Annotated in this window: 27 protein-coding genes; 13 read left to right on the top strand and 14 right to left on the bottom strand. The window is 59.5% G+C overall.

Translation table 11 applies throughout. The features are described from left to right. Window positions 1–337: 337 nt before the first annotated feature. Window positions 338–1,093: a DUF72 domain-containing protein gene (locus WDO72_05470; protein MEJ0085107.1), complete on the bottom strand. Its 756-nt coding sequence runs from the start codon at window positions 1,091–1,093 to the stop codon at window positions 338–340. 193 nt (window positions 1,094–1,286) lie between these two features. Here WDO72_05470 and WDO72_05465 point away from each other — a divergent pair, with 193 nt between their 5' ends. Further along, the gene (locus WDO72_05465; protein ID MEJ0085106.1) at window positions 1,287–1,631 is read left to right on the top strand and encodes a toxin; all 345 of its coding nucleotides are present in this window, start codon (window positions 1,287–1,289) and stop codon (window positions 1,629–1,631) included. After that, window positions 1,628–1,945, top strand: coding sequence for a transcriptional regulator (locus WDO72_05460; protein MEJ0085105.1), 318 nt, complete (start codon window positions 1,628–1,630; stop codon window positions 1,943–1,945). Before WDO72_05465 ends, WDO72_05460 begins: the two co-directional genes overlap by 4 nt. Window positions 1,946–2,011: 66 nt before the next feature. Here the strand turns inward: WDO72_05460 and WDO72_05455 are convergent, their stop codons facing one another. Together WDO72_05455 and fusA are read right to left on the bottom strand one after the other, a co-directional pair. Beyond that, a complete protein-coding gene (locus WDO72_05455; protein MEJ0085104.1) occupies window positions 2,012–2,620 on the bottom strand; it encodes an HAD-IA family hydrolase in 609 nt (202 codons plus the stop codon). Between the two features lie 123 nt (window positions 2,621–2,743). Continuing rightward, window positions 2,744–4,906: an elongation factor G gene (fusA, locus tag WDO72_05450; protein MEJ0085103.1), complete on the bottom strand. Its 2,163-nt coding sequence runs from the start codon at window positions 4,904–4,906 to the stop codon at window positions 2,744–2,746. Window positions 4,907–5,518: 612 nt separating this feature from the next. Between fusA and WDO72_05445 the strand changes: the two genes are divergently transcribed. After that, window positions 5,519–7,240 carry an AIPR family protein gene (locus tag WDO72_05445; GenBank protein MEJ0085102.1) on the top strand — a complete coding sequence of 574 codons (1,722 nt, stop codon included), beginning with the start codon at window positions 5,519–5,521 and terminating at the stop codon, window positions 7,238–7,240. A 15-nt stretch (window positions 7,241–7,255) separates the two neighbouring features. Here the strand turns inward: WDO72_05445 and WDO72_05440 are convergent, their stop codons facing one another. From WDO72_05440 to WDO72_05425, 4 genes are read right to left on the bottom strand one after another with little or no spacing between them, the layout of a single operon-like run. Continuing rightward, window positions 7,256–8,485: a hypothetical protein gene (locus tag WDO72_05440; GenBank protein ID MEJ0085101.1), complete on the bottom strand. Its 1,230-nt coding sequence runs from the start codon at window positions 8,483–8,485 to the stop codon at window positions 7,256–7,258. Window positions 8,486–8,492: 7 nt separating this feature from the next. Next, window positions 8,493–8,783, bottom strand: a complete 291-nt coding sequence (locus WDO72_05435) for a hypothetical protein (GenBank protein ID MEJ0085100.1) — start codon at window positions 8,781–8,783, stop codon at window positions 8,493–8,495. Further along, on the bottom strand, window positions 8,780–9,145 hold the full coding sequence (locus tag WDO72_05430) for a hypothetical protein (GenBank protein MEJ0085099.1): 366 nt from the start codon (window positions 9,143–9,145) through the stop codon (window positions 8,780–8,782). The genes WDO72_05435 and WDO72_05430 overlap by 4 nt, the downstream gene beginning before the upstream one ends. A gap of 7 nt (window positions 9,146–9,152) precedes the next feature. Then, window positions 9,153–9,695: a hypothetical protein gene (locus WDO72_05425; GenBank protein ID MEJ0085098.1), complete on the bottom strand. Its 543-nt coding sequence runs from the start codon at window positions 9,693–9,695 to the stop codon at window positions 9,153–9,155. A gap of 921 nt (window positions 9,696–10,616) precedes the next feature. Between WDO72_05425 and WDO72_05420 the strand changes: the two genes are divergently transcribed. The 3 genes from WDO72_05420 to WDO72_05410 are packed head-to-tail and all read left to right on the top strand — an operon-like array spanning window position 10,617 to window position 13,164. Beyond that, window positions 10,617–11,129, top strand: coding sequence for a hypothetical protein (locus WDO72_05420; GenBank protein MEJ0085097.1), 513 nt, complete (start codon window positions 10,617–10,619; stop codon window positions 11,127–11,129). Window positions 11,130–11,149: 20 nt separating this feature from the next. Further along, a complete protein-coding gene (locus WDO72_05415) occupies window positions 11,150–12,583 on the top strand; it encodes a hypothetical protein (protein MEJ0085096.1) in 1,434 nt (477 codons plus the stop codon). A 29-nt stretch (window positions 12,584–12,612) separates the two neighbouring features. Next, window positions 12,613–13,164: a hypothetical protein gene (locus tag WDO72_05410; protein ID MEJ0085095.1), complete on the top strand. Its 552-nt coding sequence runs from the start codon at window positions 12,613–12,615 to the stop codon at window positions 13,162–13,164. Window positions 13,165–13,213: 49 nt separating this feature from the next. On the opposite strand, the gene WDO72_05405 is transcribed toward WDO72_05410, so the two are convergent. Continuing rightward, entirely contained in the window at window positions 13,214–15,328 is a 2,115-nt protein-coding gene (locus WDO72_05405; GenBank protein ID MEJ0085094.1) for a TonB-dependent receptor, read from the bottom strand. 96 nt (window positions 15,329–15,424) lie between these two features. Here WDO72_05405 and WDO72_05400 point away from each other — a divergent pair, with 96 nt between their 5' ends. Beyond that, the gene (locus tag WDO72_05400) at window positions 15,425–16,414 is read left to right on the top strand and encodes a VOC family protein (protein MEJ0085093.1); all 990 of its coding nucleotides are present in this window, start codon (window positions 15,425–15,427) and stop codon (window positions 16,412–16,414) included. A 10-nt stretch (window positions 16,415–16,424) separates the two neighbouring features. On the opposite strand, the gene WDO72_05395 is transcribed toward WDO72_05400, so the two are convergent. Next, window positions 16,425–17,180, bottom strand: coding sequence for a hypothetical protein (locus tag WDO72_05395; GenBank protein ID MEJ0085092.1), 756 nt, complete (start codon window positions 17,178–17,180; stop codon window positions 16,425–16,427). After that, complete coding sequence (gene asd / locus WDO72_05390) at window positions 17,177–18,019, bottom strand: archaetidylserine decarboxylase (protein MEJ0085091.1); 843 nt, start codon at window positions 18,017–18,019, stop codon at window positions 17,177–17,179. The genes WDO72_05395 and asd overlap by 4 nt, the downstream gene beginning before the upstream one ends. A gap of 68 nt (window positions 18,020–18,087) precedes the next feature. On the opposite strand from asd, the gene WDO72_05385 reads away from it, so the two are divergent. Beyond that, window positions 18,088–19,791, top strand: coding sequence for an aminotransferase class III-fold pyridoxal phosphate-dependent enzyme (locus WDO72_05385; protein ID MEJ0085090.1), 1,704 nt, complete (start codon window positions 18,088–18,090; stop codon window positions 19,789–19,791). On the opposite strand, the gene WDO72_05380 is transcribed toward WDO72_05385, so the two are convergent. After that, window positions 19,679–20,320: a hypothetical protein gene (locus WDO72_05380; GenBank protein ID MEJ0085089.1), complete on the bottom strand. Its 642-nt coding sequence runs from the start codon at window positions 20,318–20,320 to the stop codon at window positions 19,679–19,681. The two genes, WDO72_05385 and WDO72_05380, sit on opposite strands and share 113 nt — an antisense overlap. Before the next feature lie 146 nt (window positions 20,321–20,466). Here WDO72_05380 and WDO72_05375 point away from each other — a divergent pair, with 146 nt between their 5' ends. Further along, complete coding sequence (locus WDO72_05375) at window positions 20,467–21,507, top strand: glycosyltransferase family 1 protein (protein ID MEJ0085088.1); 1,041 nt, start codon at window positions 20,467–20,469, stop codon at window positions 21,505–21,507. After that, complete coding sequence (locus WDO72_05370) at window positions 21,504–22,085, top strand: rRNA adenine N-6-methyltransferase family protein (protein MEJ0085087.1); 582 nt, start codon at window positions 21,504–21,506, stop codon at window positions 22,083–22,085. The genes WDO72_05375 and WDO72_05370 overlap by 4 nt, the downstream gene beginning before the upstream one ends. Here the strand turns inward: WDO72_05370 and WDO72_05365 are convergent. Continuing rightward, window positions 22,080–22,340 carry a hypothetical protein gene (locus tag WDO72_05365; GenBank protein MEJ0085086.1) on the bottom strand — a complete coding sequence of 87 codons (261 nt, stop codon included), beginning with the start codon at window positions 22,338–22,340 and terminating at the stop codon, window positions 22,080–22,082. The genes WDO72_05370 and WDO72_05365 overlap by 6 nt on opposite strands. Before the next feature lie 113 nt (window positions 22,341–22,453). Between WDO72_05365 and WDO72_05360 the strand changes: the two genes are divergently transcribed. The 3 genes from WDO72_05360 to WDO72_05350 all read left to right on the top strand — a co-directional run bounded on the left by WDO72_05360 (window position 22,454) and on the right by WDO72_05350 (window position 23,848). Further along, entirely contained in the window at window positions 22,454–22,588 is a 135-nt protein-coding gene (locus tag WDO72_05360; protein ID MEJ0085085.1) for a hypothetical protein, read from the top strand. 65 nt (window positions 22,589–22,653) lie between these two features. After that, on the top strand, window positions 22,654–22,905 hold the full coding sequence (locus tag WDO72_05355) for a hypothetical protein (GenBank protein ID MEJ0085084.1): 252 nt from the start codon (window positions 22,654–22,656) through the stop codon (window positions 22,903–22,905). 64 nt (window positions 22,906–22,969) lie between these two features. After that, window positions 22,970–23,848 carry a type II CAAX endopeptidase family protein gene (locus tag WDO72_05350; GenBank protein MEJ0085083.1) on the top strand — a complete coding sequence of 293 codons (879 nt, stop codon included), beginning with the start codon at window positions 22,970–22,972 and terminating at the stop codon, window positions 23,846–23,848. Here the strand turns inward: WDO72_05350 and WDO72_05345 are convergent. Together WDO72_05345 and WDO72_05340 are read right to left on the bottom strand one after the other, a co-directional pair. Further along, window positions 23,840–25,114 (bottom strand): DUF222 domain-containing protein, encoded by a 1,275-nt coding sequence (locus tag WDO72_05345; GenBank protein MEJ0085082.1) that lies wholly within the window; start codon window positions 25,112–25,114, stop codon window positions 23,840–23,842. The two genes, WDO72_05350 and WDO72_05345, sit on opposite strands and share 9 nt — an antisense overlap. Before the next feature lie 174 nt (window positions 25,115–25,288). After that, on the bottom strand, window positions 25,289–26,182 hold the full coding sequence (locus WDO72_05340; GenBank protein MEJ0085081.1) for an arginase family protein: 894 nt from the start codon (window positions 26,180–26,182) through the stop codon (window positions 25,289–25,291). Window position 26,183: the final 1 nt, after the last annotated feature.

Here is a 26,183-nt window from a genome sequence, read left to right as displayed (position 1 = left end):
AGCGGGCAGATAATTCCACTGCGGTTCCCACGCCGGCTCCCACGCTGAGCTTTCATGCTGGTCCTTCATTCATGAGGAGCAGAGGCATGTTTTTGATTCGAAAAACCCGCGATCGTGTGATCGGGCTTGTAGCCGCCTACGCGGTTTTAGTCGCGGGCGTCGTTGTCAGTGCAGGATCGGAACGCGCGCCCGCAAAAGGTGCGTCTGCGCAGATACTCGTGCAGCCGAAAGACGCTACGAACGCGGGGCTCGACCGGGCGAAGACAGAGAGCGCGGAGGACTGCTCGTTCGCTCTTCGATGCCGATCTGAGAAGGTTTGTTAGAGAAGAGGCGTCTCTTACGCCTCGAGTGCCGCGATCAGCGCGCGCGCCGCCTGTGGATTGCGCTCCTTCGCCCCGCTGATGAAGTACAGGAACACGTTTCCGTCGCCTGCAAGGGTTTGGGCGTGTTCCCGCCAGCGCGCGAGGGCGGTGGGCGCGTAGCCCTGCGGCGCGCTGGCCTTCGTGCCCATCACGCGCAGGTAACTGAACGGCGCGGTGCGCGCCTGGATGCGGGGGTACTCCGAGTCGCCGGCTTCAACGACGGCGACCTCATGCTCGCGCACGAGTGCGACGAACTCCTCGCAGTCGAAGCTCGTGTCGCGCACTTCGAGGGCATGACGAAGCGCGCGGCCTTCGAGCTTGCGCGGCAGCAGCGCGAGAAATCCTGCCAGCTCCTGCGCGTCGAAGGGTTTGCCCGGGGCGAGCTGCCAGTTGATAGGACCGAGCTTGTCGCCGAGCTCCAGCACTCCGCTCTCGAGGAAGCGGTCGACACTAGACGCGGCGGTGTCGAGGCGATTGCGGTTCGTCACGAACCTCGGTGCCTTGACGCTGAACACGAATCCGTCGGGCGTCTCGTCGTGCCACTTCTTGAACGTCGCCGGTTTCTGCAAACCATAGAACGTTGAGTTGATCTCGATCGAAGTGATCTCGCGGCTTGCGTAGTGCAGCTCCTTCGTCTGCACCAGGCCCTTCGGATAAAAGCTGCCGCGCCATGGCGCGAAGTTCCAGCCGCCAATGCCGACGAAGATCTTGCCCGCTTTACGTGTGGCCATGGCGCGAGCTTAGCGTTTAGGGTGCCGGGTGGGGAAAGTGGGGAGAGGACTCCCCACTTTCCCCACCCGGCACCCTCCGAAGGGACTTCGATTGAGCCACTCGGAGACGTTCCCAAATTCCACCGGCGAATCCAGCAGCGATTGCAAGAAATGCAGCTATAAGATATATACGTAACCTACGTATATTGACTGAATGCAAGGATGCTTCATCGAGCTGCCAGCGTTCGAACGAACCCGCGAGCAGTATCTGGATGACGACGCTTACGCGAGTTTGCAAAGCCTGATGCTTCTCGCGCCAGAAGCTGGCGACTTGATCGAGGGCTCAGGCGGGCTTCGGAAGCTCCGCTTTCGTGACGCGAGGCGCGGCAAAGGCAAGCGCGGAGGCTTGCGAGTGATCTACTTCTACTGGGGCGGGCACGCGGAATTTTGGCTGTTCGCGCTGTATGCCAAAGGCGAGGTCGATGACCTGTCTCCGAGGCAACTGGCCGCGCTCCGCGAACACCTCAAGTCGGAATTGAAAGCGAGGAATTTCAATTGAAGAAGAAGCGGGACCTATTCGCTGAAATCGTCGAGGGTTTTGAGGCGCTGGCGGATCAGCGGGCTGGCAAGCGCACGCTTCGGACTCACGCCGTCAAGACAAAACCGGCGCCGAGGATCACCGCGCGCGAACTTGCAAGGCTGCGCAAGGATATGAACATCTCCCGCGGTTTGTTGGCGGGCTATCTACGGACGAACGTTCGGACACTCGAGAACTGGGAGCAGGGAAGGGCGAAACCGAATGCACAAGCCGCGCTGCTCATCAGATTGGTGCAGCGATATCCCGATACGATGCAGCGGCTGTCCGAAATCTGAAGGGATTCGGACGGTGCCGGGTGGGGAAAGTGGGGAGTCCTCTCCCCACTTTCCCCACCCGGCACCCTAACCGCCGCCGTAGTTCGCCAGAGCGAAATTCCCTTCAGCCTCCGGAACCAGCCCACCAACAATCGCCACCTGAGCGCCCGCGGCTTTCGCCGCAGCAACACCCGCCGGCGAATCCTCAAACACCAGGCACTCGCCGATGCTCACGCGCAGCCGCTCGGCGCCCAGCAAAAATCCCTGCGGATCCGGCTTGCCGCGCTGCACGTTTTCAGCAGTGATCATCACGTCCGGAATCGGCAGATGCACAGCCCGCAGCCGGACTTCGGCCAAGGCGCGCGGCGCGGACGTAACAATGGCCCACGTGCCGGGATCCAGTGCTTCGATGAAAGAATGGATTCCCTCCACCGCGACAACGCCGTCGACATCCGCGACTTCAGCATCGAGTATCCACTGCGCCTCCTTGGCAACATCCACCGTCGCCCCAGCGAACCGCCGGACCGTATCTTCCGCGCGCACTCCATGGACATTCGCCATCAACGCCACAGCGTCAACCCCATGCCGCTTCGCCCAAGCCCCCCACACCCGATCAACAACCGCGGATGAGTCCAACAACGTCCCGTCCATATCGAACAAGAACGCCGCGTAAGAATGGTTTCTGAATACAGGCATCGATCTACTCACCTCAAGAAAAAGGGCGAGTGATCGCTCACCCGCCCTCGATTCTGGTCGGGTGCCGGGTGGGGAAAGTGGGGAGTCCTCTCCCCACTTTCCCCACCCGGCACCATCTCCCAACTACGCGTTCAGCGCAGCGCGACGCTTCGCCACTTCCGCAATCACTTCGTCGGCAACGTTCTTCGGCACCGGATCATAGTGCGAGAACTCCATCGTGAACGAAGCGCGCCCCGAGCTCATCGAACGCAACTGCCCGATGTACCCGAACATCTCGCTCAGCGGGATCGTCGCCACGACAGCCGTGTTGGTGCCACGCTCAACCTGCTCGAGAATCGTCCCGCGGCGCCGGTTCATGTCACCGATCACGTCACCCAGGTAATCGCCCGGAGACACCGTCTCCACCTTCATCACCGGCTCCAGCAACTGCGGCCCCGCCTTGCGAATACCCTCGCGGAAGCAAGCCTTCGCCGCGATTTCGAACGTCAGCGCGTTCGAGTCAACGTCGTGGTACGACCCGTCATGCAGCGTCGCCTTGAAGTCCACCGTGGGGAAGTGCGCCAGCACGCCATCTTCCTTCTGAATCTTCAAACCCTTTTCAACGGCCGGGACGAACTCGCGCGGCACCGAACCGCCGGTCGTCGCGTCTTCGAACACAAAGCCTTCGCCACGCGCGAGCGGCTCGAACTTGATCCACACTTCGGCGAACTGACCCGATCCACCAGTCTGCTTCTTGTGCACGTAGTGCTCGTCGATCGCCTTCGTGAAGCTCTCGCGATAGGCCACCTGCGGCTCGCCCATCACGCCTTCCACGCCGAACTCCGTCCGCATGCGATCCAGCGTCACTTCCAGGTGAAGCTCACCCATCCCGCGCAGAATCGTCTCGTTCGTCTCGCGATCCGTCTCCAGATGCAGCGAAGGATCGGCACGAACCATCTTGCCCAGCGCCGCGCCGAACTTCTCCGCTTCGGCCTTCGTCTTCGCCTTCACCGACACCGAGATCACGGGATCCGGGAAGCGCATGCGCTCCAGCACCACCTGGTGATCCGTATCCGCCAGCGTGTCGCCCGTATCCGTCTCCGCCAACGAGACCAGCGCGATGATGTCGCCCGCGCGCGCTTCTTCGATCGGGTTCTGCTTGTCCGCGAACATCTCGACCATGCGGCCGATTTTTTCCCGTTTACCACGAGTCGTATTAGTTACCGACATGCCCTTCGTGAGCACGCCCGAATACACGCGCACGAACGTCAGCGCGCCGTACGTGTCGTTGATCACCTTGAACGCCAGGCCCGAGAACGGCTCGTCGTCCGACGTGGCACGCGTGCCGATCGGGTTACCGTCCGCGTCCACCGTCGCGATCGCGTCGACGTCCGTCGGCGCCGGCATGTAGTCGACGACCGCGTCGAGCACCTGCTGCACACCTTTATTCTTGTACGAGCTGCCGCAGAGCACCGGCGTGAAGTGGCTCTTGATCACACCCTTGCGGATGCAGGAGCGCAGCACATCGGCCGTCGGCGGCACGTTGTCCGTGAGGTATTTTTCCATCGCCTCGTCGTCCATCTCGAGCGCCGTGTCCACCAGCTCATTGCGGTACTTCGAGTAGTCGTCGAGGATCTTGCGATCCGACGGCACCGTGATGCCCAACTTGTCGGCCAGGCCCTTGCCGTCGCCGACCGGGATCACGGCCCACTTCGCGTCCTTGTCGTCCGAGTCCCAGACGAGCGCGTTCTCTTCGACCAGGTCGATCATGCCCTTGAAGTGATCTTCCGAGCCGATCGGCAGCTGCACCACCAGCGGACGCGCGCCCAGGCGGTTCTTGATCATGTCCACGCAGCGCACGAAGTTCGCGCCGCTGCGGTCCATCTTGTTCACGTAGCAGACGCGCGGCACGTTGTAGTTGTTAGCCAGGCGCCAGTTCGTCTCCGACTGCGGCTCCACGCCCGCCACGCCGTCGAACACCACCACCGCGCCGTCGAGCACGCGCAGGGAACGGTTCACTTCGATGGTGAAGTCCACGTGCCCGGGGGTGTCGATGACGTTGATCTTCTTCTTGCGCCAGAAGGTCGAGACCGCCGCGGACTGGATCGTGATGCCGCGCTTCTGCTCCTGCTCCAGGTAGTCAGTCGTCGTCGTGGTCTTCAGATCCTTGGTTTCGTGGATCTCGACGATCGTGTGCTTCTTGCCGGTGTAATAAAGGATGCGCTCGGTGGTCGTCGTCTTTCCGGCGTCGACGTGGGCGATGATTCCGATGTTGCGGATGTCAGCAAGAGGCGTAGTGCGGGCCATGGCAAGTTCCGTTGAAATTCAATGAATTGGGGCGGGAAAAGACCCGGCCCGGGGCGTTTTTAGAGCGGCGAATGGTAGAGAAAAACGGGGCGATTTGCTTGGGAGAGTTCGGAGACAGCGCCGCGCGCAAAAAGACCAGCAAATCCGCGGACTTGTCGAGCGCAGGCGCCGTGGAGGCAGTCTTGAAAGGGCCGCAAGCTCGCGGCTTCTCACCACAATTCAAAAGTTTTCGACCCTGCTTCCACCACGCCGGCAACGCCGCGGCAATCCGAGCGGAGACTGGCAGTCGGCAGAAATCGACGCCACCTCGAGTTCATTTACCCGTGCCTTGGATTGAATGCGCGGCGCGTGCCAAGCAGCCGAATCTGAACTGGCATTGGTTCCTTGTTCCATGACGCTTCGCACATTCTGACTAGCAACTCGGGCTGTACTGCTTAGCAGATCAGTGCCATTCTTATAGTTAGCTAGTCTCTCTATCTATAATAGATTTCAGATCACGTAATAGTGCCAGAGAAGATTGAGAAGCCAATCAAGCTACTCTCGTGTCCCTGATTGCTTGCGAGGCTAACTGTTCACGAGATTCTCTGTGGAGATCCACAACACTGGGGTGTTATGAAGGACCAGATCCTCGAAAGCTATGTAAATGATTTCTCCGATGCGGAGGGATTCAAAGAACTCTCAGAGTCCGATCAGTTCGAGCGATTCGTTAACTACTGCGTCGTTTCGAAACAGTATCCTCGAGAATTCGACATCGAGAGCCTCTCAGTTGGAGGCGGCGATGACATTGGATCCGATGGCGTGGCAATCACCGTGAACGGAAATATCGTTCAGAGTGAAGAGGAGATCGAGTACCTGCTTCAAAAGAACGGATACATTGACGCGTCCTTTGCGTTCATTCAGTCCAAATCATCACCAAAGTTTAAGGGCGATCAAGTCGGAACATTGATCTTCGGAATAAAGTCATTCTTTGATAGTGCGCCCGCAATTCCGGAGAACGAAGACATCAAGAATCTAAGGTCCCTCAAAGACAAGATCTACAAGCATTCGATTAACTTCGACGATCCTCCGGAGCTAAGAATCTATTTTGTGACTACTGGCGAATGGAAGGAGCCGGAACAAATTACTGGAAGAGTGGAGCGCGAACTCGCCGACATTAAGGCGAGGCGAATGTTTCGAGCAGTGACGTTTACGTTCTATGACGCAAATCGTCTTAAGGAAACATATCGAGAACTCCGTCGGAAAACTATCAAAGAAGTCGATTTCCCTAACCACGTTGCCTTGCCGGTGATTCCCGGCGTGCGGCAATCTTTCGTAGGAAGCCTCTCTGCGACTGAGTACGTGCGACTAATCTCTGACTCCGACGGAAATCTTCAGAAAAGCCTCTTTGAAGACAATGTTCGCGACTTCCAGGGAACAACGAAGGTCAATGCGGACATCAAAGCAACCCTAACTGACACGGCGACTCAGGCGGCGCTGGCAATTCTAAACAATGGCATAACGATCATCGCTAAGAAGATTGATCCGGTTGGCGCGAAGCTAAAATTGACAGATTTCCAGATCGTGAATGGTTGCCAGTCATCTCACGTTCTTTTCGAACAGCGAGCTAAACTTAAAGCTGGAACTCACGTCATCGTGAAGTTCATAGAAACCACCGATCAAGATCTTTCGGGAAGAGTGATTCGAGCGACCAACAAGCAAACGCACGTTACGGACGAGGCATTCGAGTCCCTTGCCCCTTTCCACAAAGATCTAGAAGAATTCTACAACGCGCACTCTAGGAAGATCGGTAACCCCATTTTTTATGAGCGCCGATCGCGCCAGTACGATGGCTCGCCGAACATTAAGCCATCTCAGGTAGTGACATTGGCGGCGCAAACCAATGCGTACGTTGCTACAACATTGGCGCAGCCCCATAGCACCCATCGGTACTACGGAGAGCTATTGGAGGCTAATAGAAGCAAGCTCTTTCGTGCCGATGACAACAAAGAGCCGTACTTTCTTGCCAGCCTCATGCTGAATCGCCTTGATCGCGCATTCAAGTCAGGAAAGCTGCCGAAGAATCTCCAGAGATTTCGCTTTCAGATTTTGTACATGGCCCATTCGTACAACGAAGTGGTGAGACAGAAGAAGAAGGGGCACTCCTTCGACGAAACCCTCCAACTGTATGACATCAACGGAGATTGCTTCATGGTCTTCAAAGCCTGTGGCGATTTGGTAGAGCATTCTCTTCGTAAGAGCAAGCTTCAGTTGAAGGAGGCTGTTAGGAGTAGGGACTTCTCGAATGAACTTCGGACTGCTTTCGAAGCCGAAATTAGACGTAAGGGAATTGCTTGATTTACTCCGTCTTTATTAACTAGCCTCTGCGCCACGTAGTTTGCGAAGTTCAGTGAGCCGCGACTCCAATATACTTTCGCCATGCTTGCGATCCACTTCCTCCAGCATTTGTTTGATTGAGCCGCGAAGCTTTCCGCCACGAGCGCGAATACTGTGAATCGCCGCTAAATTGTCCAATGCAAATCGCTGAAAAAGATCCCTAACTTTGAATTGGGCAATGCTACGTTGTTGAAAGTCCTGCAAGCGCTTTGGATTGGCAAGGACATTTGTCGAGAAGCGCAGCAACTCCAACAGATTTCCTCCGTTCGCTTTCTCGTCCCAAATGGGGTTTCGACGATAGCGGGTATCCCTTATTCCAGCTGCCGTCGATGCTAGTCGCCGCACAATGCAACCATAGCAAGTACCGTCGTGGTCCCCGAAGCGCTGGCTGATACAGGAATGCGTCTTCCACAACCCATTCGGGTCGGGGCATTTCAGCATTACTTCTGCTTTAGTTAGGTTTGCGTGTGGTGTAGCCAACAAAATGGATCGCATGAGCAAAATGCCGAGACACTCGCGCGCCAGACGAAGCACCTCAGGATGAGTTGTCATGGTGATCGAATCTAGGAGCGAAAAGCGGGGTTGAAACATAGTCGGTCCACACTCCGTCACAAGCAAAGTCGAGGCACGCGACTGAGAAAGCACCGTCCCCGCGCTGACTACATAAAGAAATCCTCGTAGTTGTATATAGCCGCGCGCGCCTAAGGGGGGCACCCGGAGCTCGATTAAAGTTTGTAAGCCATGATCTCGAAGGCGAGGCTCTTGGCGGCGAACGATCTCGATCATTCGTGACTGATCGCTATGTGCGCAAAAGACGCCGACAAGTGAGCGGTGACTTGTCACGGCCTGAAGAATTCCTGAATAGGAGTCAATGCCACCTGAATAGAGGCATACAGCATCGGCTTGTGGCTGATCTTGATCGACGATTAGTGACTCTTGAATTGGGCGCGATCGAAACCGAACTTCAACGCGGCGTACCAAAACGTATAGGAACAACTCTTCAAGTAGAGCCGCCAACTTCTTTTCGTCGTAATCGAGAGTCGACGGACCATACAGAGGGATTTCTACTATATCTATTGCGTCGTCCCTTCCGCGCTTCTCTACCTCAACAGCAGCAGAAGCAATCAATCGGCAGTTCAGGCCGATCGCTTGTTCCCTATTGGAGGCGGCCGCCGGGGCGTGCTGAATATCGTGTAGGTAGCGCACGCGGAAGTCAGCCGTTCAACGCGTGGTTAAACGCCTCAACCTTGAGCTTTTCCGTATCATCTTTGGTAAGCGGCGTGGGGGCATTCTTCACCCAATACTCCGCCGCCCTCCGAGCGAGCACGCGAATTTGAGCGTCCGTTGAACTGGCAATGCGATCGCGCACTACTACGTAGCGCGCTTCGAGGTTCTCCGCTTGCAGCAACCCCTTCATTTGACTCAAGAGCAATTCCTGAATGAAGACTACCGAGGCTTCCTCAACCTCGGGTTTTATCGAGCGACGTTTCTTTGGCCGCTTCATTTCTTCTTTCGCGCGATGGCACGCGTGGCGGCGGATACAATTGCTTGCGTCGCGATCGAGTCGTCAGGAAGTCCCTCACGAGCCTTTACGCGGCTCCACTCTTCGCGAGCAAGCGACTCCCGTTCATTGTGCGAAAGATCTTTTCCAGACTCGACAGTGCGTCGGATGAACTCCGACATTTGAGTCGCGTAATAGAGGATGTCCGTACTTTTTGAGCCGGTCGCGACCAGATCCGCCGCGGCGCGGGCGACCTTCTCCGGGTCTTCGGACGTAAGTGCTTTTCCGAGTTTCCGGCTGAGCGGAGCGAGACGAGGATTTGAGCCTACGATCTCGGAAATCGACGATGCGCGACGACCACCCATGTAGTGTCTATACTTTCTCGGCGATTTTCTTCAGAACGACATTGAGCTTTTGCTCAAGTCGACCGGCGGACACAACGATCCACAACAGGATAACCACCAATATGCCAGGTGGCAAGGTGACCGAGACGAGTAGATAGACGCCAATGGAAAATATGGCTGCAACTGTGCCACTGCAAAATAGAACGAGCGTCAGCGCGATAGTAAACCAGTACTTCTGCGACTGTTTGTTTTGCAGGTTTGCGCCAAGCGCTCGCCACTCATTAAATAGTGGGAGCAATTGAATCTGCGATGCGCTGGTCAAGTTGCCTGACGCCATTAGATTAGTGAACGCCACCAGCCGATCGTCATCGGTCTCTGCGTCCAACACAGAGTTGAGTTGACTCTTAGAAATATCCGTCAGTTCGAGGAAGTCTCGCTCGAGGTCGCGCGTATCACGTGTGATTGCTCGGATTTGCTCTCCCCATGCTAAGAGCGCAATTAAGAGTGCAACGCCGCTTCCTAAGAGGAATGTCGAGACGTCAGGTAGCTTGGCGGGTTCGGCAGTCGACATCGAATCATTCGGTTGACACTTCAAATCACAAATCTGAGGTGATGGTTTCAAAATTGGAGCGGCTTTTGGCGGCGCGGATGAGAGGTCCGACGATTTTGCCGGCGAGCTTGTCGGTGGCAGCGCGGCGACGGGCTGCGTAGGCGCAAGTTCCCTTGAGGGTAGTTCTGCCAACGCAGGTCCACCCACAGTGGCGAGCGCACAGATGGCAATGAGGGAGTGAGCCATCGACAGAACAATTCCGGTGGCAACCGACTTAGCCGAAACACCCTTCGTGAGTAATAGGGGCTTTGGTCTCTTGGTTGTCATTTCTTGAATGCTGGGACTATTGATTCGCAGACGCGATCCGGAAACCGGTCGATTAAGGACTCAACCACAGACGTAAGCTCGCCTAGCTGTTTCGCATGTGAGGTTGTATACAAAGCGCGGGCGCACGATATTCATGGAGTCGTCAGTTCCGATCTTGCCGTAATTGCCACGTGTGCGATCCGCGAGTCAATCGGCGGTAGTCAGAGAGTATCTTCAAAAAGTTAGAGATACTATCTTCTGTCGCGAGAAAGAGGTGCGCCGGTCACTATGAGGTTAGTCAGAATCTGTAAAAAAATAGCGCCAATTTAAGCTAGAGGTCCATTTACCTCGACATTCACCCGGGCGCGGTTGCGCGCACGCACGCGCCAGTTGAGCGCGGCCTTGGCCTTATTGCTCAACGTCGATCGTAGTTAGTGAATGTTCTAGCAAGTCCTCTGCAATCATGAGGTTGCGGTCGTAGTTCGTCACCGCTTCCCGTTGCAGGAAATCAGCTGCGCTCATGAGGTGAGAGAAATCCCCGTGTCGCGACACTATAGATAAGACGTCCTTCAAGAAGACGAAACCTTGCCGGCCGGCAGGAAGACGAATATCGAGTTCAGATGTAAGGGAAACAACATGAAAATCATCGCGTTTGTTCTCAGCACTTGTTTTTGCAGCATTGCTTTCGCAGGTGATGCGCCGCCGCAAACTCCGACGGATCCTTGCAAAACGGGATTTCCTTGGGTGCTTCCCAAAGTCGAGCCGTTGCTTGACGTGTCTGAGCAGTATCTTCTGCTTGGCGCCAGGGCGCCGCTCCAGTTGACCATTTGCAATTGCACGCCAACGACCGCAGGCAAGCCCGCGCCTTATGTATGGGTCAACGTGACTTTTAAAGTCGAGAAAGAGACGCAGCAGGAAGCTGGTAATCCGCCAGTGGCGCAGAAGGCTTTGACACCGCAAGGTCTCGATAAGGCGTGGAAGGAAGCAAAGGGAAGAACTCAATTCGAGTTTTTGAGTCCGTCGGGCAATGGAGTGGTAGTTAGTCGTCTAACAGCGCCGGCGTGCATGACGGCGGTTGGACTATCAGTGCTCGTAATGCATTCGAGCAAGGAACAGGAACAAACGGGAACTTTCGTGGTGACCAAGTAGGTCTCGATTCGGGAGGGAACATGGGCATCCAACTGTCTCGCCGATACGTCGTCGCGATGTCGTTGATCGTCATCGGATCTATTTCATCGGCAATGGCGCAATCCCCATTTGCCATCGACTTCAAGAGATGCCCACTCGAGCGCGCTCAGCTTGAGCTTCCCATTCAAAAGATTCCTGTCGGTTGCGAGGTAGTTGACTGTTGTCCCGGCTGCCCGGGTCCCGGCCCCATCGATATGCGCATTCGGTTCACTGCGCCGGAGGGCACTGTCGCCAGGTTGCAGGTGAAAGGCGTTCGGGCTGAGATGCTCAAGGCGCTGAAGATTACCGGCAACGCCAAATTGGAAGCAGATACGCTGTTGGTTTCTCCGGGGCAGGCGTCGATTTCAGGTTGGTCCAGCGATGCGAGAGGCGTACCAATCCTCACGCCGCAGATCCAGCTGCCCGAAAAGTTGATCAAGGCATTTACGGCGGATGAGATTGCCGACAAGGCGGACGCCTCTACAAACGAAGAAATCACCTTCACGGCGACTCAGTACCTGGGGGATTTCACCGTCCGAGATTTCGGGATGCGGTATCAGTTCCCCTTCTGTCGAAAACCTCCCAGGTTCGATTTAATCCGCATCACTAACAACACATCCGGAAGTCAGGCGCTCTCGTTGCTCGACGCGCGCAGAATCAGCGGTTGCGTCAATGACGAGCCGGAGCGGGGCAATCCGGTCATCATAAAAGGAAGCGTGTTATCCAACCAAAACTGTCGTTCGGAAGTCGGCATCTTCTCGCTCGACAACGCGGTTAAGCTCAAAGAGAACGTGAATACCTGGACAGACAATCGGGGCGACGTCACGCCTGTCGCTATGTCTGCTCTGGTCACCGAACCCGTGACTTTCTGGGTGATTCAAGGCCCGTTCAGCTCTACCCAAACGCGTATCACGACCGATGTTGCACGCGCCAATCAGCTGTACAACCAACAGGAGGGCGGAATTCGCATCACGACGACCGCCGTACACGATGCTACAGCCGACCCCGATGCACCTGGGCTCCTCAATTCGGATTGCGACAGCGTGGCGGCGCTCACCGGTGATATTGGCTTCACCGCCGGGGAGCTGAATGTGTACTACAACGACACGTCCGGCGCTCGCGGCTGGTGGTGTGGTGGAAGTAACGGCGACGTGTTGATCATCAGCTCCGCCGCAGACAATGAGTCGCTTGCGCACGAGATTGGCCATGCCTTCTCGCTGCGGCACTCGAACACCGTCGCAGGCATGCCCGCGACCAACATCATGATTACTGGAGGCACGGGCCGGAATTCGTTTTCGATTGGGCAGATGTTTCGAACCAGCATCAATTCGAATTCGCGTCTCAACGTTCATGGCCGCCGGCCTGGCGAGCCAACGAGAAGCTGCCCGGATGCGACCGCCAACGATGCCTGCCCCAGTCTCGCGATCGATCCCTGAAGACATCGCGACTATGGAGGTTCACCGTCATGAAAATCCGACCAATGTTGTTAGTGGCTTCAGTGAGTGTCTTGATCGCCTGCGCATCATGCAGTAAGCAAGACACTTCTACCGAGGCGCAGCTGGCTCCAAAGCCCGTGTCCTTCAAACCCGAAGATTCCACCAAGGCTCGAACTGCGCTCGTCGCGTGGTTCGAATGCGATGAATGCACGGATGGCGAGCTGGAGAACATCGTGCACTACGGCGACGCGATCGTTCCATCGCTATCCAGCACACTCGTCGCGGGGCTGGCGCCATCCAAGCGTGAAGAGGCGCGCGAAAAGCTGATCGTTGCGTATCAGGAGCTTTCCTTGTACGCCGAAAAGCGCGGCAAGGAAGACGGGCCCGCAATGTCTCAGCAACAGTACGTAGACATCTACTTGGGCAATCTCGAATCGCTGTATCGCGTTCGTTCTGCCGTTGCGCTCGAGCGAATCGGCACGCCAACTGCGCGAGCGGCACTTGAGCGTGGAATGAAGACTGCGGAGATGCGCCCGGAAGTGCGTCATCGGATCGATGTCGAGCTAGGTCACAGAAAGTAGACGCGATACCTGGCTCTGAGGCGGTGTGTCGATCACCGTCCCTGGGCTCCTACTTCTCGTACTCGAAACTCTCCGCGTTCTTTTCCGCCGCCAACGTCCACGACACACCAACAAACACGATCCTCCCCGGCTGCCGCACCGTCTCCGCGCCCGTAATCGCGAGCGTGTCCAGCACCATCGAATTTCGACGGCTCGCGAACACATCGGACGCCGTCACCAACACCGCAAAATTCGGCCGCACCTGAAACCGGTATCCCACGTCCACCGCCGCGCTGCCGCGTCTATACCCCTGCGGCGTGAGCTCCTTGCCCTTCGCCTCGACATTCACCTGCGCGCGGTTGCGCGCACTTACACGCCAGTTGAGCGCGGCCTTGCCTTCATAGCTGATCGTCGATCGTGTGCCGTCAAACCCGAGGTTGCTCGCGTCGATTTCCTTGTAATAAGCGTTGCCGCTCAACGTGGCATCGAGTCCGGCCACGATGCGCCCCGACGCAATGAGCTCGAGTCCGCCGGACTGGCTCTGCCCGAGGTTCACTGGTTGAACCACCAACACATCGTCGTCGTTTACGGTATTCACGTCCGTAAACTCATCGTGCGTGCGCCGCGTGTACACCGTCGCACTCAATGACGAACGGCCGTCCTCCCACGACCATCCCGCTTCGAGCGAATCCATTTCGCTGGGCTTGAGATCGGGATTGCCAGCGTACAGCGTATGCTCATCGAGGCGCCACACGTCTGGATAGAGCGATCGCCAGTACGGCCGCTCCACCTGGCGCGAATAGCTGAACGTCAGCGTGTTGTGTTCGTCGAGCTTGTCCGCGACGTGCAGGGTGGGATATGCGCGGAAGTAGTCGCTCGCCGCGGCGATGTCGGCCTGCTCGAGCCGAAGTCCGGCCAGCACGGTCCACGCGTTTAACGGTTGCTCGAACGACGCATACAGCGCGTGAATCGTCTGTTCATGCGCGAATTGCCACGATGCGTCGTCGTCGACCACGGTGGGCTCACCGACCAATGTCGGAACGGTCTGGACCAGATCGTATCTGCCTTGCAGGCGTACCGCGTCGTAGCCCGCGATGAACCGCGCCTTCGACTCGAAATTCTTCGTGTGCTCGATCGAAAGCTCGGTCGTCACTTCGGCCTCGTACGTCTTCTGGTCCCGCAACCGATCGGGCTCAGCCGGTACCAGGCTCGACTCCGTGAATCGCCAAGGCTCGACTTCTCGACCGTCCACGCGCTCCAAGCTCACGTCCAGCCCGTCACCGTCGGCCACACCGGCGTGGTGCCACCGCAAGGCCGCGACGCTCCAATAGGTGTAGTCGTCCGACCTGCGCGTCCGCGACGTCTCGCTCGACGTGGTGCCGGTGCCATCGAGGAGGAGCGAGTCCTCGGTGAAGCGGCTTGCCGTGTCACGGCGCCAGAAGTTGCCCTCGGCGGTCACGCGGTCGCTTTCGCTCGCGTCGTAGTCCGCGACGAAGTTGACCGACTTTCCGACGCGGTCGTCATCGCTTCGGCGGAGGTACTGTAGATCGCTGTCGACTGCGCCATTCGCATCGCGCAGGATTCGGAATTCTTCAGAATCCTCGACCCGGATGTTGTGGCGCACCTGCGCGGAAGCCCGCAGGTTCAGTTTGCCCGTTTGCACGCCCTGGGTCATTCCGGCGGCATATCGCCCCGCGGTGCCCACGCTCGCACGCGCGGAAGCCGACCGCGACTTGCGTGAATGCTTGAGCACGATGTTGATGATCCCCGCTGTCCCTTCGCGCTTGAAGTTAGCCGGCGGGTTGGTGATGACCTCGATGCGATCGATCTCGTCGGCGGACAGCTGCTCGAGCGCCGCGCCGCGGTTCGCGCCGTTGAACGCCGGGGCAGGGTGGCCATCGATGAAGATCTGAACGCTCGAGTCGCCGCGCAGGCTCGGATTGCCCTCGATGTCGACACTCACGGACGGCACGTTGCGCAGCACGTCGGTGGCGCTGCCGATCGCGGCCTGCAAATCTCGCGATACCGCGTACACCTTTCTATCGACGCGCGTTTCGACGGCCGGTCTCTCGCCGGTGACGACGATTTCGGTAACGACGGGGGCGGGCGCGGGAGTCGGCGTTTGCGCATGCACGCCTGTCACGCTGGTCGCCACCAACAGCATCCATGCAGCCGCTTTCTTCATGCGGGGGTAGTATGAGCCACGACGTTCCCGCTGGAACGTATAACTATTGGAGTGCGGATGGCCCCGTTTCGCCGGCAATGCGGTACGATTCTCCCCATGCCTAACACGCGCATAGTCTCGCTGGTTGCGGTACTCACCCTAAGCGCACTCGCGCAAGCCCCCGCATCCGCCGCCGATGCCACATGGCGCACCGACGGCCTCGACCACATCATGCTGTGGACCGCCGACATCGACCGCGCCACTGCGGTGTTCGCGGTGAAGCTCGGCTTCCAGGTGCGGCCGGGCGGCGATTTCGGTGACGGCGTCGCGAACCGGATGGTCCGCCTTGGTGAGCAAAGCTACATCGAGCTGCTCTACACGACCAAGCCACGCGCCGAGCTGGACGACAACACTCGCGAAGACCTCGACGCGCTGCACAGCGACCGGGGAGCGAGAACCTTCGCGATCCATCCGCTCGATTTCGACGCGCTGGATGGCTATCTACGTAAGCGCGGCTTCGATCTCGATCTGCCATCGCCGCTTACCTTCGATCCCGATGGCGAGGGGCCACGGCCGCCGGTCACGGCAGATTGGCGCATCGCAAGTTTTGCGAAGTCGCCGGTGACGTTCGGCGATTTGTTCTTCATCAGTTATGCCGAGTCGAATCCCACCGCGATTCAGAGCGCGGATCGCGCGATCACGAGCATACATCCCAATGGTACCCAGAGCTGGTCGAGCATCTGGGTGCTGTCGAAGGACATTGCCGCGGACCGGAAAGCGCTCGAGAAGATGGGCTTTGTCGATCGCGGAGAAGTCGAGATGACACGGCTCAACGCGCGCGGCGTTCGGCTCGAGGCGGGACCTGACTCGATCGTCTTGCTAGTGCCGAAGGGCGAGGGCATCGCGGCGCAAGCGCTCGCGAAGCGCGGCACGCACGTGCTGGGCCTGAGTCTTGCGGTAAAGGATCTCGCGCGGACCCAGCGAATGATCGAACGCGGGTACGGTTTGAAGCTCGAGCAATACGCAGGGTTGGAAGGAGATTCAATCCTTGCGCCCACGTACGACGACGTCGGGCTGCTGTTCGAGTTTCATGGGTTGAGCCGCTAGAGCAAGGACGTCAATTGGAAGGCGTCGCAAAAATAAGCGAAAGACTCACCCACACGCCGACGCTGAAGTAGAGCGTCATCCAGACAACTTCGCTGCGCCAAACTTCCCACCGGAACGATGTTTGACTGCGCCGGGACGCGTCGGCTACTCCCTGTGTGAGGCTGAGGTACTTCCGTCCCTGCGCCTCGTCCGACTTCCATCGTGACCAATACATGGGAACGTCGACGATGAAAATGTACGCGATATACATCGCGCCTCCCACCACCCACGTGGCAAGCAGAGGCGTGCGGCTTGCCGGCCACTGGTACGCAGTTGCAAGAAGCCCCACGACGATCAGCGCGGCGGAAACTCCCCACAGCGAGTTCTCGAATACGTGCCCCAGATTCCTTGTCGTGAGCACCGCATGCCAGCAGCAAATCTGCGCAATGGTGATGAGTGGCACGATCAAGAGCGACACCACGCGCAAACTTTCCAGCTCGCTGGCATGCAGATACACCGCCCATTGCGCAGCGAACGCGAGTTCGGCGACCGTCGCGACGGAGCGGCCGACGATAACGGTGGACGCCCACGTGTTCACCAGACACAGCCGCGGGATGTCGTAGATGGGCAAGAACGATCGAAACGCGCAGCCGAAAACGTAGAGACCCGACAACACGAGCTGCGCGCTGGCTGGGTCGCGATCGTCCGCCCCGGCGGCAAGGCACCACAACACGATGTTGATCGCCGCCACCGCGCTCAATAACACCCACCACGCGACGACTTTCATCTCGCTTCGCAAAACAGCGGCTCCCCCATGCGGATCCGTTTTCCTTCGCTGACCCCTTCACTCAACTCCACACCCTTCGGCACCAGCGCGATGATCGTGGACCCATGCTGAAACCACCCCATCTCCTGTCCCTTCTCATACCTCGCGTTACAAGGTATTTCGTTAGGCCCGGCATACTTGAGATGCAACAACACATCCGCGCAATGCAACCGGATGCTGGCGACAAGAATGGCCGCAACAGGCACCAACGCGATCGGCGTCCCGCTCGAAGTCAGCCGGCACCGCAGGATGGCGCGCTCGTTGCGGCAAAACAGCCGCGGAACGCGGCTTAACGCGATCGGATACACGTTCCACGTATCGCCGGTCACATAAGTAACGTGCTGCACTTCGAGATCATGCGGCGCGTGGAAGCGGTGATACATCGTCGGCGTAATGCGCAGAGTGACGTACTGCCCGCCCTCGTAAACCTCCGCGAGCGCGTCATCACCCAGTAGCTCGGTCAACGTGTACGGAAATCCCTTCGCCTGGAGCACAGTGCCGCGCTCGATCAACCCGCACGCACCGACGATCCCGTCGCACGGACTCACGAGCGTCGCGGGGTCCTGGGCGATAGGCCGCGCGCCGGGCTTCAGCTCGCGAACGAAGCAATCCTGCAGGCTGGTGAACCGGCTCTTCCGGGCTTCGCTCAGGTCGAGATCGGAAAACATCTTCCACAGCCCGATGGCGGCGGGGGTCAGGATCGGCACCTCGAGCGGGCTCAAACGGCCCATCAGGCGCGTCAACCAACGGCGCGGAACGCGGTTGGTCACCAGAAAACTCAATTCCTCACGCAAACTCATGGCAAATGTCACTTCATTGAAAGCTGGCGGCAATAAGGTTGTGAGCCATGAACATCACGCCTGCCGGCATGGCTCTCATCGTCCTCGCGCTCCTCGCAACACTGTGGCTGTCCTGGAAGCTGCAGCTGCGTCTCGAGCTGTCGAGCGCCAAACACCGCTCGCTCGCGGGCCACGCGCGCTGGTCGCGACGGTTCGCGAAGCTGTTGCCGTTCTACGAATTCGACGAGGCGCAATTCTTCAGCGCCGACGACGCGCCGCGTGAGGTCGCCCAGACCCGGCGCGGCGCATTCATGCGCCTCGCGGATCTGTACACGCAGCGTTTCCCCAAGACGGTGGCGGCGTCCGCGGAGATCGAGCGCGGTGTGTCCGACGTGCAGTTCACCGCGCGGTATCGCGTGCCGTTCCCGTTCAGTTCTTATGCGCGGCGGCACCTCAAGGCCGGCAACTTCCTGCAGTCTTCGAGCGGCGCGGAAGTCACGGATCTCGACGGCAACCGGCTCTACGACCTCACGGGTTCGTACGGCGTGAATGTCTTCGGCTACGATTTCTACAAGGGCTGCATCGAACGCGGCGCGCGCCTGGTTGCCGATCTCGGCCCGGTGCTCGGCGGCTATCACCCGGTAATGACGTACAACGTGAAGCGCCTGCGCGAGATTTCCGGGCTCGATGAAGTGTCCTTTCACATGTCGGGCACGGAGGCGGTGATGCAGGCGGTGCGGCTGGCGCGTTACCACACGCGCCGCACGCATCTCGTCCGGTTCTGCGGCGCCTATCACGGCTGGTGGGGCGACGTGCAGCCGGGCGTAGGCAATCCCATTACCGCGCGCGAAACCTACACGCTCGCGGACATGAGTGACGCATCGCTGCGTGTGCTGCGCAAGCGCCGCGACATCGCCTGCGTACTGGTCAATCCGCTGCAGGCCATGCATCCGAATTCCAACGCACCGAGCGACTCGATGCTGCTCGACAGCGGCCGCAGCGCGCACTTCGACCGCGCCGCGTATCGCGAGTGGTTGCTCAAGCTGCGCGACGTGTGCACCGAACGCGGCATCGTGCTGATCTTCGACGAAGTCTTCATGGGTTTTCGCCTGGCGGCCGGCGGCGCGCAGGAATACTTCGGTATCTGCGCGGACATGGTCACGTATGGCAAGACCCTGGGCGGTGGTCTGCCGGTCGGCGTGCTCTGCGGCCGCAAGGACCTCATGAAGCGTTTTCGGGAAGATAGGCCCGCAGACGTCTGCTTCGCGCGCGGCACATTCAATTCGCACCCATACGTCATGGGCGCGATGCATGAATTCCTCGTGGCGCTGGAAAGCGAGGAGTTCCTTTCCAAGTACAGAGGCCTTGACGACCTGTGGGACCGGCGCGCGGCTAACCTCAACGCGCAGTTGACCGCGGCGGGCGTGCCGTCGCGCGTCGAGCATTTCTCGACGGTCTGGTCGTTCATCTTCACGCAGCCATCGCGCTACAACTGGATGCTGCAGTTCTACCTGCGCGCCGAAGGCCTGGCCTTGAGCTGGGTCGGCACCGGAAGGCTGATCTTCCGCATCGATCTGCCGGAAGAGGACTTCGCCAAAATCGTGACACGCATCGTCACCGCAGCCGTCGCGATGCATCGCGACGGCTGGTGGTGGAGCGCGCCGGAACTTACGAATCAAACTATCCGGCGTCGCGTGCGGTCTGAAACCCTTCGCGCTCTGGGTGTTTTCCGTGCATCGGGTCGATCAACTCCCCACGCATCAAATACAGAGGCGCCTTCCAGTACGTCTTGATGTCCTGAAACGGGTCGGTGACGATCTTCGTGATCCACACGAGGCCGGTCTGCACGTCACGCAGGAAGAACAGGTGCACGGTGCGGAACAACAGGGCGCCGAGGCCTACCCACAGCCAGATTTCACCGACCTGGTAAATCGCCACTTCCGTTGAAGTGATCGGCGGGAACAGACCGAACACGGTCGGCTTGATCCACAAGATCGCGGGTGACAGCGCCCAAACGGAATGCAAGATGATCTTGCGCTTGAGGTTGTAGCCCACTTTGATCTCTTCCTTGTGCTCATGGGAAGCCTGGTTCACCTCGTCGTAGCCCTTCGGCTCGAAGAAGAAGTGCCCGCTCTGGCGGCTGACCATCGCCACCAGCCAGGCAACCAGCGCGGCTGCGGCGGGGTTGATAAAGAGCAACACATACGCCGCCAGGAAGCTGAACGCGCTCAATAGATGCAGGCTCTGGTTGATCCGGCTGTGGTGGTAAAAGCGGTGGTCATCCCATCGCTGTGTCCGCAGTGCATCCAGGAAGTTGTGCATGAAGTTTCCTTGTCAGGGCAACGAGAGTTGAAAGCTGGTGAACGAAATATCTCATTCGTGTGGCAGCCAGATGACGCAACGAAACCTTCGTCTCGTGTTCACGCCAGTGTCATGCGAAAAAGTCAACGTGGGGAATGCGAATAGCGATGGTTACGGACGCCTGGTCGCCACAGACCAACGGCGTCGTCCGCACGTTGCGACAAACTACTGAGTGTCTGGAGCAGCTGGGGCACGAGATCCTGCACGTGACGCCCAGCCTGTTTCGCTCCATTCCGTGCCCCACCTACCCGGAGATACGGCTCGCGCTGTTTCCGTACCGGAAGCTGTCGGCGCTGATTTCCGGGTTTGCCCCGGATGCAATCCACATCGCGACCGAGGGGTCGCTGGGATTCGCAGCGCGCCGTTATTGCCTGCGCAATGGCTTGAGTTTCACCACCTCGTATCACACGCAGTTTCCGCAGTACCTGCGCTCGCGTTATCCGATTCCGGTGTCGGCTTCCTATCGCGCGCTGCGTTGGTTCCACGGCGCGGCCACGCATTGCATGGTGAGCACGCAGACCGTACGCAATCAGCTGGCCGAGCGCGGTTTTCGCAATCTGGTTACCTGGCAACGCGGTGTGGATACGCAGTTGTTCAAGCCCGCCGCGAAGGATTTTCTGCAGCTGCCGCGCCCGATCGCGACCTACGTCGGGCGCGTGGCGATCGAGAAGAACATCGACGCATTCCTGCGTATGCCCTGGAAAGGCAGCAAACTCGTCGTCGGTGATGGACCGGAGCTGCCGCGATTGAAGGCGCAGTTCCCCGATGCCGTCTATGCGGGGTTCCGCTTCGGCGAAGACCTCGCGCGGCATCTGGCGGCCTCGGACGTGTTCGTGTTCCCGAGTCTCACGGACACCTTCGGTCTCGTGAACCTCGAGGCGATGGCGTGCGGCGTGCCGGTGGCTGCCTACCCGGTGGCAGGGCCCATCGACGTCGTGGAGGACGGAGTCACCGGCGCGCTCGACGAAGATCTCGCGCGTGCGGCGCTGCGTGCGCTGGCGATCGATCCGCAGAAATGCCGCGACCGCGCATTGCGCTCGGGTTGGGAGTTGTGCTCGCGCGAGTTCGAAACGAACCTGGTTCCGGCCGGCGGGCAGCGCTCGACGCGCGCGGTGCGGGTCGTACCCACCTTTCGTCAGCCGGTTTGAAAGCCACGCGCGCGAGCGAAGCGCGTCTCTTCGCCAGCAACTTCCTGCGTGACCCCTACATGCTCGGGTCGATCGTCCCGAGCTCGCGTTTCCTCGTGAATGCCGTACTCGCATCCGTGGACTGGTCGCACGCGCGTGTCATCGTGGAATACGGGCCGGGCGTCGGCACGTTCACCGCGGAGATCCTTCGGCGCATGCGCGCCGATGCCACGCTGGTTGTCATCGAGACGAACCGCGATTTTGTGAAACTGCTCGCCGACGGAATGGCAGACCCTCGGCTCGTCGTGGAGCACGACTCGGCGGAAAACGTGCAGGAGATTCTCGAACGTCGCGGTCTGCCGAGCGCCGACTACATCTTGTCGGGTGTGCCGCTCGGCAGCATGCCGAAGTGGCTGCAATCGGCGATTGCGGTTGCGAGCAAGGAGGCGCTCGACACCCGCGGCGAATTCCTCGTCTATCAATTCACGAGCCGCGTGTTGCCGGTGCTGCGCGGCACGTTTCAGAACGTGCGGCGCGGGTTTGAGTTCCGGAACCTGCCTCCGGCGCAGTTTTTTGTTTGTTCGGGCGCTGCGCTATAACCGGTCGATCTTCCGAATCGAATCATCGAGCGGCATGTGCATCATGTTCGTCAGGCGCGTGATGAGCGTGAAGACCTGGTCGGTGGCGCTCTTTCCGCCTTCGACGAAAGCATGCACGATGGTTTCCAGGGCCAACTCGTACTGAGCGTCGTCCAGGAGCTCCTGAACTTCGCTCATCTCGGCGGCGTTCATATACGGCTTCGCCGCCGCCATGAGCTCGACAAACAATCCGTCAATGATCGTGGGATCAGTCATTCGCGTTGGACCTCGTTTTGCTCCATGCGTAGCTTACTCGTCGGCTTGTTGAGCAGGCCCTGACGTTCCAGCGGGAACGTTTCGGGTGATTCGCGAGATGCAGGATCAAGAGAGTGGGCACGCCAGTCGACATCGTTCCAGCCGACATTCTCTCGCGCATCGTCAGCGTTCGTGGCCAGCGCGTGCTTTTCGACGCAGACTTGCAGATTTCATTTTTTATCTTGATGCTCAAGAGCTTACAAACTTGATGTTGCAATTTGCAACATCAAGTTCAGGCGACCGTGCACACGGGGGTTTACGCAAACCGCCTCGAATGTTCACCGAGCACGGCGCGATCATGGCGGCGACGGTCCTCAATAGCCCCCGCGCAGTCCAGATGAGCGTTTACGTCGTGCGAGCGTTCGTGAAGCTGCGAGAGGCACTGGCGTCGAACTCAACGCTCGCTCGGCGACTCGAATCGCTGGAGCGGTCGGTCGCAGCCCTCGACTCAGGCACGCGTAAGCAGTTCGATCAGGTTTACGAGGCCATCCTCGGCCTCATGGGTTCCGGGCCGCGACGAAACTAGATTCCTGCTCCATGCGCGCGGCCTGGTGGCCCGATCGCCGATGGAAGTGTAGCGTGCTCGCCTCATGAAACCCTTCCTGAAATCCCTGTTCCTCAACACCAACCAACAACTGCGCAACGGTTGGTGGATTCTCATCTTCATCGCCTTTGTCGTCGTCACGCGCTTTGCGTACACGCCGCTGACCCACGGCCTGAAAGATCTGGGCGTGCCGAAACTGTGGCTGGAACCGGCGGCGTTTCTGTTTGTGCTGCTCGCAACCTGGGCCTGCACACGGCTGCGCAAAGAACCTTTGTCGAGTGTCGGTTTTCGTCTGGATCGGCGCTGGTTCAAGGAAGTAGCGTGGGGCACGCTGTCAGGCATCGCCATGCTGCTGGCGGTCGTCGGCATGATCTACGCCATCGGCGGCGTGCGTTTCGAATTGGACCCGGCGCGCAGCGTTGGCGTGCTGCTGACCGGACTCTACTTCTTCCTGTTCGTGGCGCTTCTCGAAGAAACGCTCTTCCGGGGTTTCATCTTCCAACGGCTGCTGGATGGCATTGGGGTCTGGCCGGCGCAACTCGTACTAGCTACCTTGTTCGCCGTGGCGCATTGGGGCAGTCCGGGCATGCAGGGCAATACCGAAATAGTCGCCTTTGCGGACCTGTTCCTGGGGGCGGTGATGTTGGGCCTTGCATACCTGCGCACGCGCAGTCTGGCACTGCCCATCGGTCTGCACCTGGGATGGAACTGGACCCAGGGCCACGTGATGGGTTTTGGAGTGAGCGGCTTCGACTTCACCGGCTGGCTGCATCCCATCTTTCAGGGCCAGGCCGAGTGGCTCACCGGCGGTGCCTTCGGCCCCGAGTCCAGCGTCTTCAGTCCGCTGGTAAGCCTCGTCGTGATCGTGTTGCTATGGCGGTGGAAAGGTTCTGTCACCGCACCCGTGGAAAAACCGCTAGCCTGACGTTCCAGCCGGAACGTCCTTCCCGCGGTTCGCCTTCTGAATCATCACCTCGATGGCGAGGCCAAGGTCCATCCGCTCCCCGCGCCACTTGTTCACGAGAGCGCCTTCCGGCATCTCCCTCCAATCGCTGCGCGGCTGAGCAAACCCCGGCGCAACGCAGTCCACCGGCACGCCATTCTTCTTCACGAATCGCAACGCCCCGTCATCGAGTCGCTCGATGCGAATCCCGCCCTCATGCACCGCGCGGTGATGAAACCGGCACAGCGAGATGAGGTTCGACGGCTTCGTTTCGCCGCCGTTGGCCCAATGATCGATGTGATGCGCATCCATGTAGCGCGAGTTCGCGCAGCCGGGAAAGCGGCATCCCTTGTCGCGCGAGTTCAGGGCACGGCGCAGAGGAGCGGAGATCGTCCGCGTCTTGCGCCCCACATTGAGCGGCTCGCCATCTTCGTTTTCCGTCAGCATGACCACGCTCGCGTCGCAGGCGAGCCGACGCGCCGTCTCCGCCGCAATCGACGGCCCATGCTCGAGTTCGCAGCAGCCCGCGGTTCGATCGCGCAAGGTCTCCTGCGCCACGTGCACCACGATCTGGTGCCGGTCGGCGCCGGCCGCGTCGATTGCCCCATGCGCGAGAAAACTCTCTGACATCAGGGCGAGGGCGTCCGCACGGCGTGCACTGAAGCGCACGCGCTCGACAAACGTTCCAGCGGGAACGTCGCGCGGCAATTCTTCGACCGCGACATCGAGCGCTTTCATGAACTTCGTGCCGACCTCGGCCGGCAACCGCCAGTCGACGACGAGCGAACCGTCGTCGTCATATCGAAAGCTCACGCGGCGGTTCTGCTGCTGCCGCGCTTCACGCGACAACTCCTCGGCTTCCTTGCAGCGGCGATATGCGCGCACGAACTTCTCGACGTGCTGCGCGGTGCCGTGCTCGGCGATCATCAGCAAGTAGTCCTCCGTCTCCGGAGCCGCGACGCGCGTGATCTCGCGCACCTTGGAATAACTCAAACCTCCGCTCTCCATCGCCGCGGAGATCTTCGGCAGGTTCTCGAGCGCGTGCGCCACGCGTACTTTCTCGCGCGCCGCACCCATCGCGATGCCGCACCTCCAGTTGAGCCAATGCGCGCAGGACTGCGTGGCGCTATCCGACCAGCCCTTGCGGCGATCGAACTCCGCGATCAGCAACAACCAGCGATGATTCGCCGCGTTGATGCGGCCGGCCAGGGAACAAATGTCGGCAGCGAGTTCGTCGATTGGACGCATGGGCCGCTCCATATATAAGAGTGGGACCGGGTACTGTGTATGCGTACAGTATACGCGCCGGGCGGTGCGGACGCCGCGCGAAATAGCCTTTTTTCGCAAATATCCCGGATGGGCGGCGCGAAGGTTGTTAGGCGTGATTCGTTCCCTCGCCGTCTGGCGTTCCCGCTGGAACGTCTACGTCCGCGCGCGAACCAGCACGTCCTTCAATACGCCGACCAGCGCACGCCCCGCGCTGCCATCCACATCCAGTCTCGGGTTGTAGATAGCAACTTCGAGTCCCACGGCGCACCCGCTCGCCAGCGCAATCCGCAGCACCGTCGCCAACTCCTCCACCGTCAAGCCGCCTGGCAGACGGAAGTCGACCGCCGGCATCACCGCGTCATCGAGACAGTCCGCGTCGATATGAATGAAGAACCCATCGAGCTCGCTGCGAACCAGATGCGCGACGGCCTCACGCGCCGCCGCTTCGATGCCCAGCTTGCGCACTGCAGGTAGATCGATCGCCTTGAGCTCGGCCGGAAGCGGCTGGCTGCCGTATTCCTCCTGATCGTCATGATCGCGAAACCCGAACGCGACGGCATCCGCGGGGCGCACGATCGGCCCGCGGCCCTCGAGATCCGTCAACAGCTTCGGCCCGTGGCCGGTGACGAACGCGAGGTCCATCGACGCACCTTCGCCACGAGGTTCCGCTTCTGGCTGAAAGAAATCGGCGTTCCCGTCGATGAAGAGCAGGCCATAGCGACCGCGTCGACGGCAGGCGAGCATCGACCCCAGCACGATCGTGCAGTCGCCGCCCAACACCACCGGGAATTCGCCAGCATCGAACATGGCCTCAACGGCATCCGCAAGCTGGGGTGACCACGCTGCGATGGCCTCGGCGTTCAACACGCCGGTGTCCGGATCGCGCGCGGCTTGCTTCGGCGGGACAACAAGCCGGCCTGCAAGGCGCGCATGGATGTCGCGCGCCAGGCCAAGCTCAACGAGGCGATCCGCCAAACCTTCGACTCCCTCGGCTTCGAGGCCGAGCGTCGAAGGCGCTTGCAGGACAGCATAGGGGCGGGTTTGCATG

The sequence above is a fragment of the Pseudomonadota bacterium genome, assembly GCA_037200975.1.
Taxonomy (GTDB): Bacteria; Pseudomonadota; Gammaproteobacteria; order Steroidobacterales; family Steroidobacteraceae; genus CADEED01.
The sequence above is the reverse complement of the archived record's forward strand: the minus strand, read 5'-3'. Positions and strand labels throughout refer to the sequence as shown.

Excerpts from the sequence above, each read along its gene's own strand:
- WDO72_05445 (MEJ0085102.1), top strand. The coding sequence starts at position 5,519 with ATGAAGGACCAGATCCTCGAAAGCTATGTAAATGATTTCTCCGATGCG.
- WDO72_05455 (MEJ0085104.1), bottom strand. The coding sequence starts at position 2,620 with ATGCCTGTATTCAGAAACCATTCTTACGCGGCGTTCTTGTTCGATATG.
- WDO72_05415 (MEJ0085096.1), top strand. The coding sequence starts at position 11,150 with ATGGGCATCCAACTGTCTCGCCGATACGTCGTCGCGATGTCGTTGATC.
- asd (MEJ0085091.1), bottom strand. The coding sequence starts at position 18,019 with ATGAGTTTGCGTGAGGAATTGAGTTTTCTGGTGACCAACCGCGTTCCG.
- WDO72_05420 (MEJ0085097.1), top strand. The coding sequence starts at position 10,617 with ATGAAAATCATCGCGTTTGTTCTCAGCACTTGTTTTTGCAGCATTGCT.
- WDO72_05465 (MEJ0085106.1), top strand. The coding sequence starts at position 1,287 with ATGCAAGGATGCTTCATCGAGCTGCCAGCGTTCGAACGAACCCGCGAG.
- WDO72_05365 (MEJ0085086.1), bottom strand. The coding sequence starts at position 22,340 with ATGACTGATCCCACGATCATTGACGGATTGTTTGTCGAGCTCATGGCG.
- fusA (MEJ0085103.1), bottom strand. The coding sequence starts at position 4,906 with ATGGCCCGCACTACGCCTCTTGCTGACATCCGCAACATCGGAATCATC.
- WDO72_05405 (MEJ0085094.1), bottom strand. The coding sequence starts at position 15,328 with ATGAAGAAAGCGGCTGCATGGATGCTGTTGGTGGCGACCAGCGTGACA.
- WDO72_05355 (MEJ0085084.1), top strand. The coding sequence starts at position 22,654 with ATGTTCACCGAGCACGGCGCGATCATGGCGGCGACGGTCCTCAATAGC.
- WDO72_05350 (MEJ0085083.1), top strand. The coding sequence starts at position 22,970 with ATGAAACCCTTCCTGAAATCCCTGTTCCTCAACACCAACCAACAACTG.
- WDO72_05400 (MEJ0085093.1), top strand. The coding sequence starts at position 15,425 with ATGCCTAACACGCGCATAGTCTCGCTGGTTGCGGTACTCACCCTAAGC.
- WDO72_05430 (MEJ0085099.1), bottom strand. The coding sequence starts at position 9,145 with ATGGGTGGTCGTCGCGCATCGTCGATTTCCGAGATCGTAGGCTCAAAT.
- WDO72_05470 (MEJ0085107.1), bottom strand. The coding sequence starts at position 1,093 with ATGGCCACACGTAAAGCGGGCAAGATCTTCGTCGGCATTGGCGGCTGG.
- WDO72_05425 (MEJ0085098.1), bottom strand. The coding sequence starts at position 9,695 with ATGTCGACTGCCGAACCCGCCAAGCTACCTGACGTCTCGACATTCCTC.
- WDO72_05340 (MEJ0085081.1), bottom strand. The coding sequence starts at position 26,182 with ATGCAAACCCGCCCCTATGCTGTCCTGCAAGCGCCTTCGACGCTCGGC.
- WDO72_05385 (MEJ0085090.1), top strand. The coding sequence starts at position 18,088 with ATGGCTCTCATCGTCCTCGCGCTCCTCGCAACACTGTGGCTGTCCTGG.
- WDO72_05345 (MEJ0085082.1), bottom strand. The coding sequence starts at position 25,114 with ATGCGTCCAATCGACGAACTCGCTGCCGACATTTGTTCCCTGGCCGGC.
- WDO72_05395 (MEJ0085092.1), bottom strand. The coding sequence starts at position 17,180 with ATGAAAGTCGTCGCGTGGTGGGTGTTATTGAGCGCGGTGGCGGCGATC.
- WDO72_05435 (MEJ0085100.1), bottom strand. The coding sequence starts at position 8,783 with ATGAAGCGGCCAAAGAAACGTCGCTCGATAAAACCCGAGGTTGAGGAA.
- WDO72_05410 (MEJ0085095.1), top strand. The coding sequence starts at position 12,613 with ATGAAAATCCGACCAATGTTGTTAGTGGCTTCAGTGAGTGTCTTGATC.
- WDO72_05375 (MEJ0085088.1), top strand. The coding sequence starts at position 20,467 with ATGGTTACGGACGCCTGGTCGCCACAGACCAACGGCGTCGTCCGCACG.
- WDO72_05380 (MEJ0085089.1), bottom strand. The coding sequence starts at position 20,320 with ATGCACAACTTCCTGGATGCACTGCGGACACAGCGATGGGATGACCAC.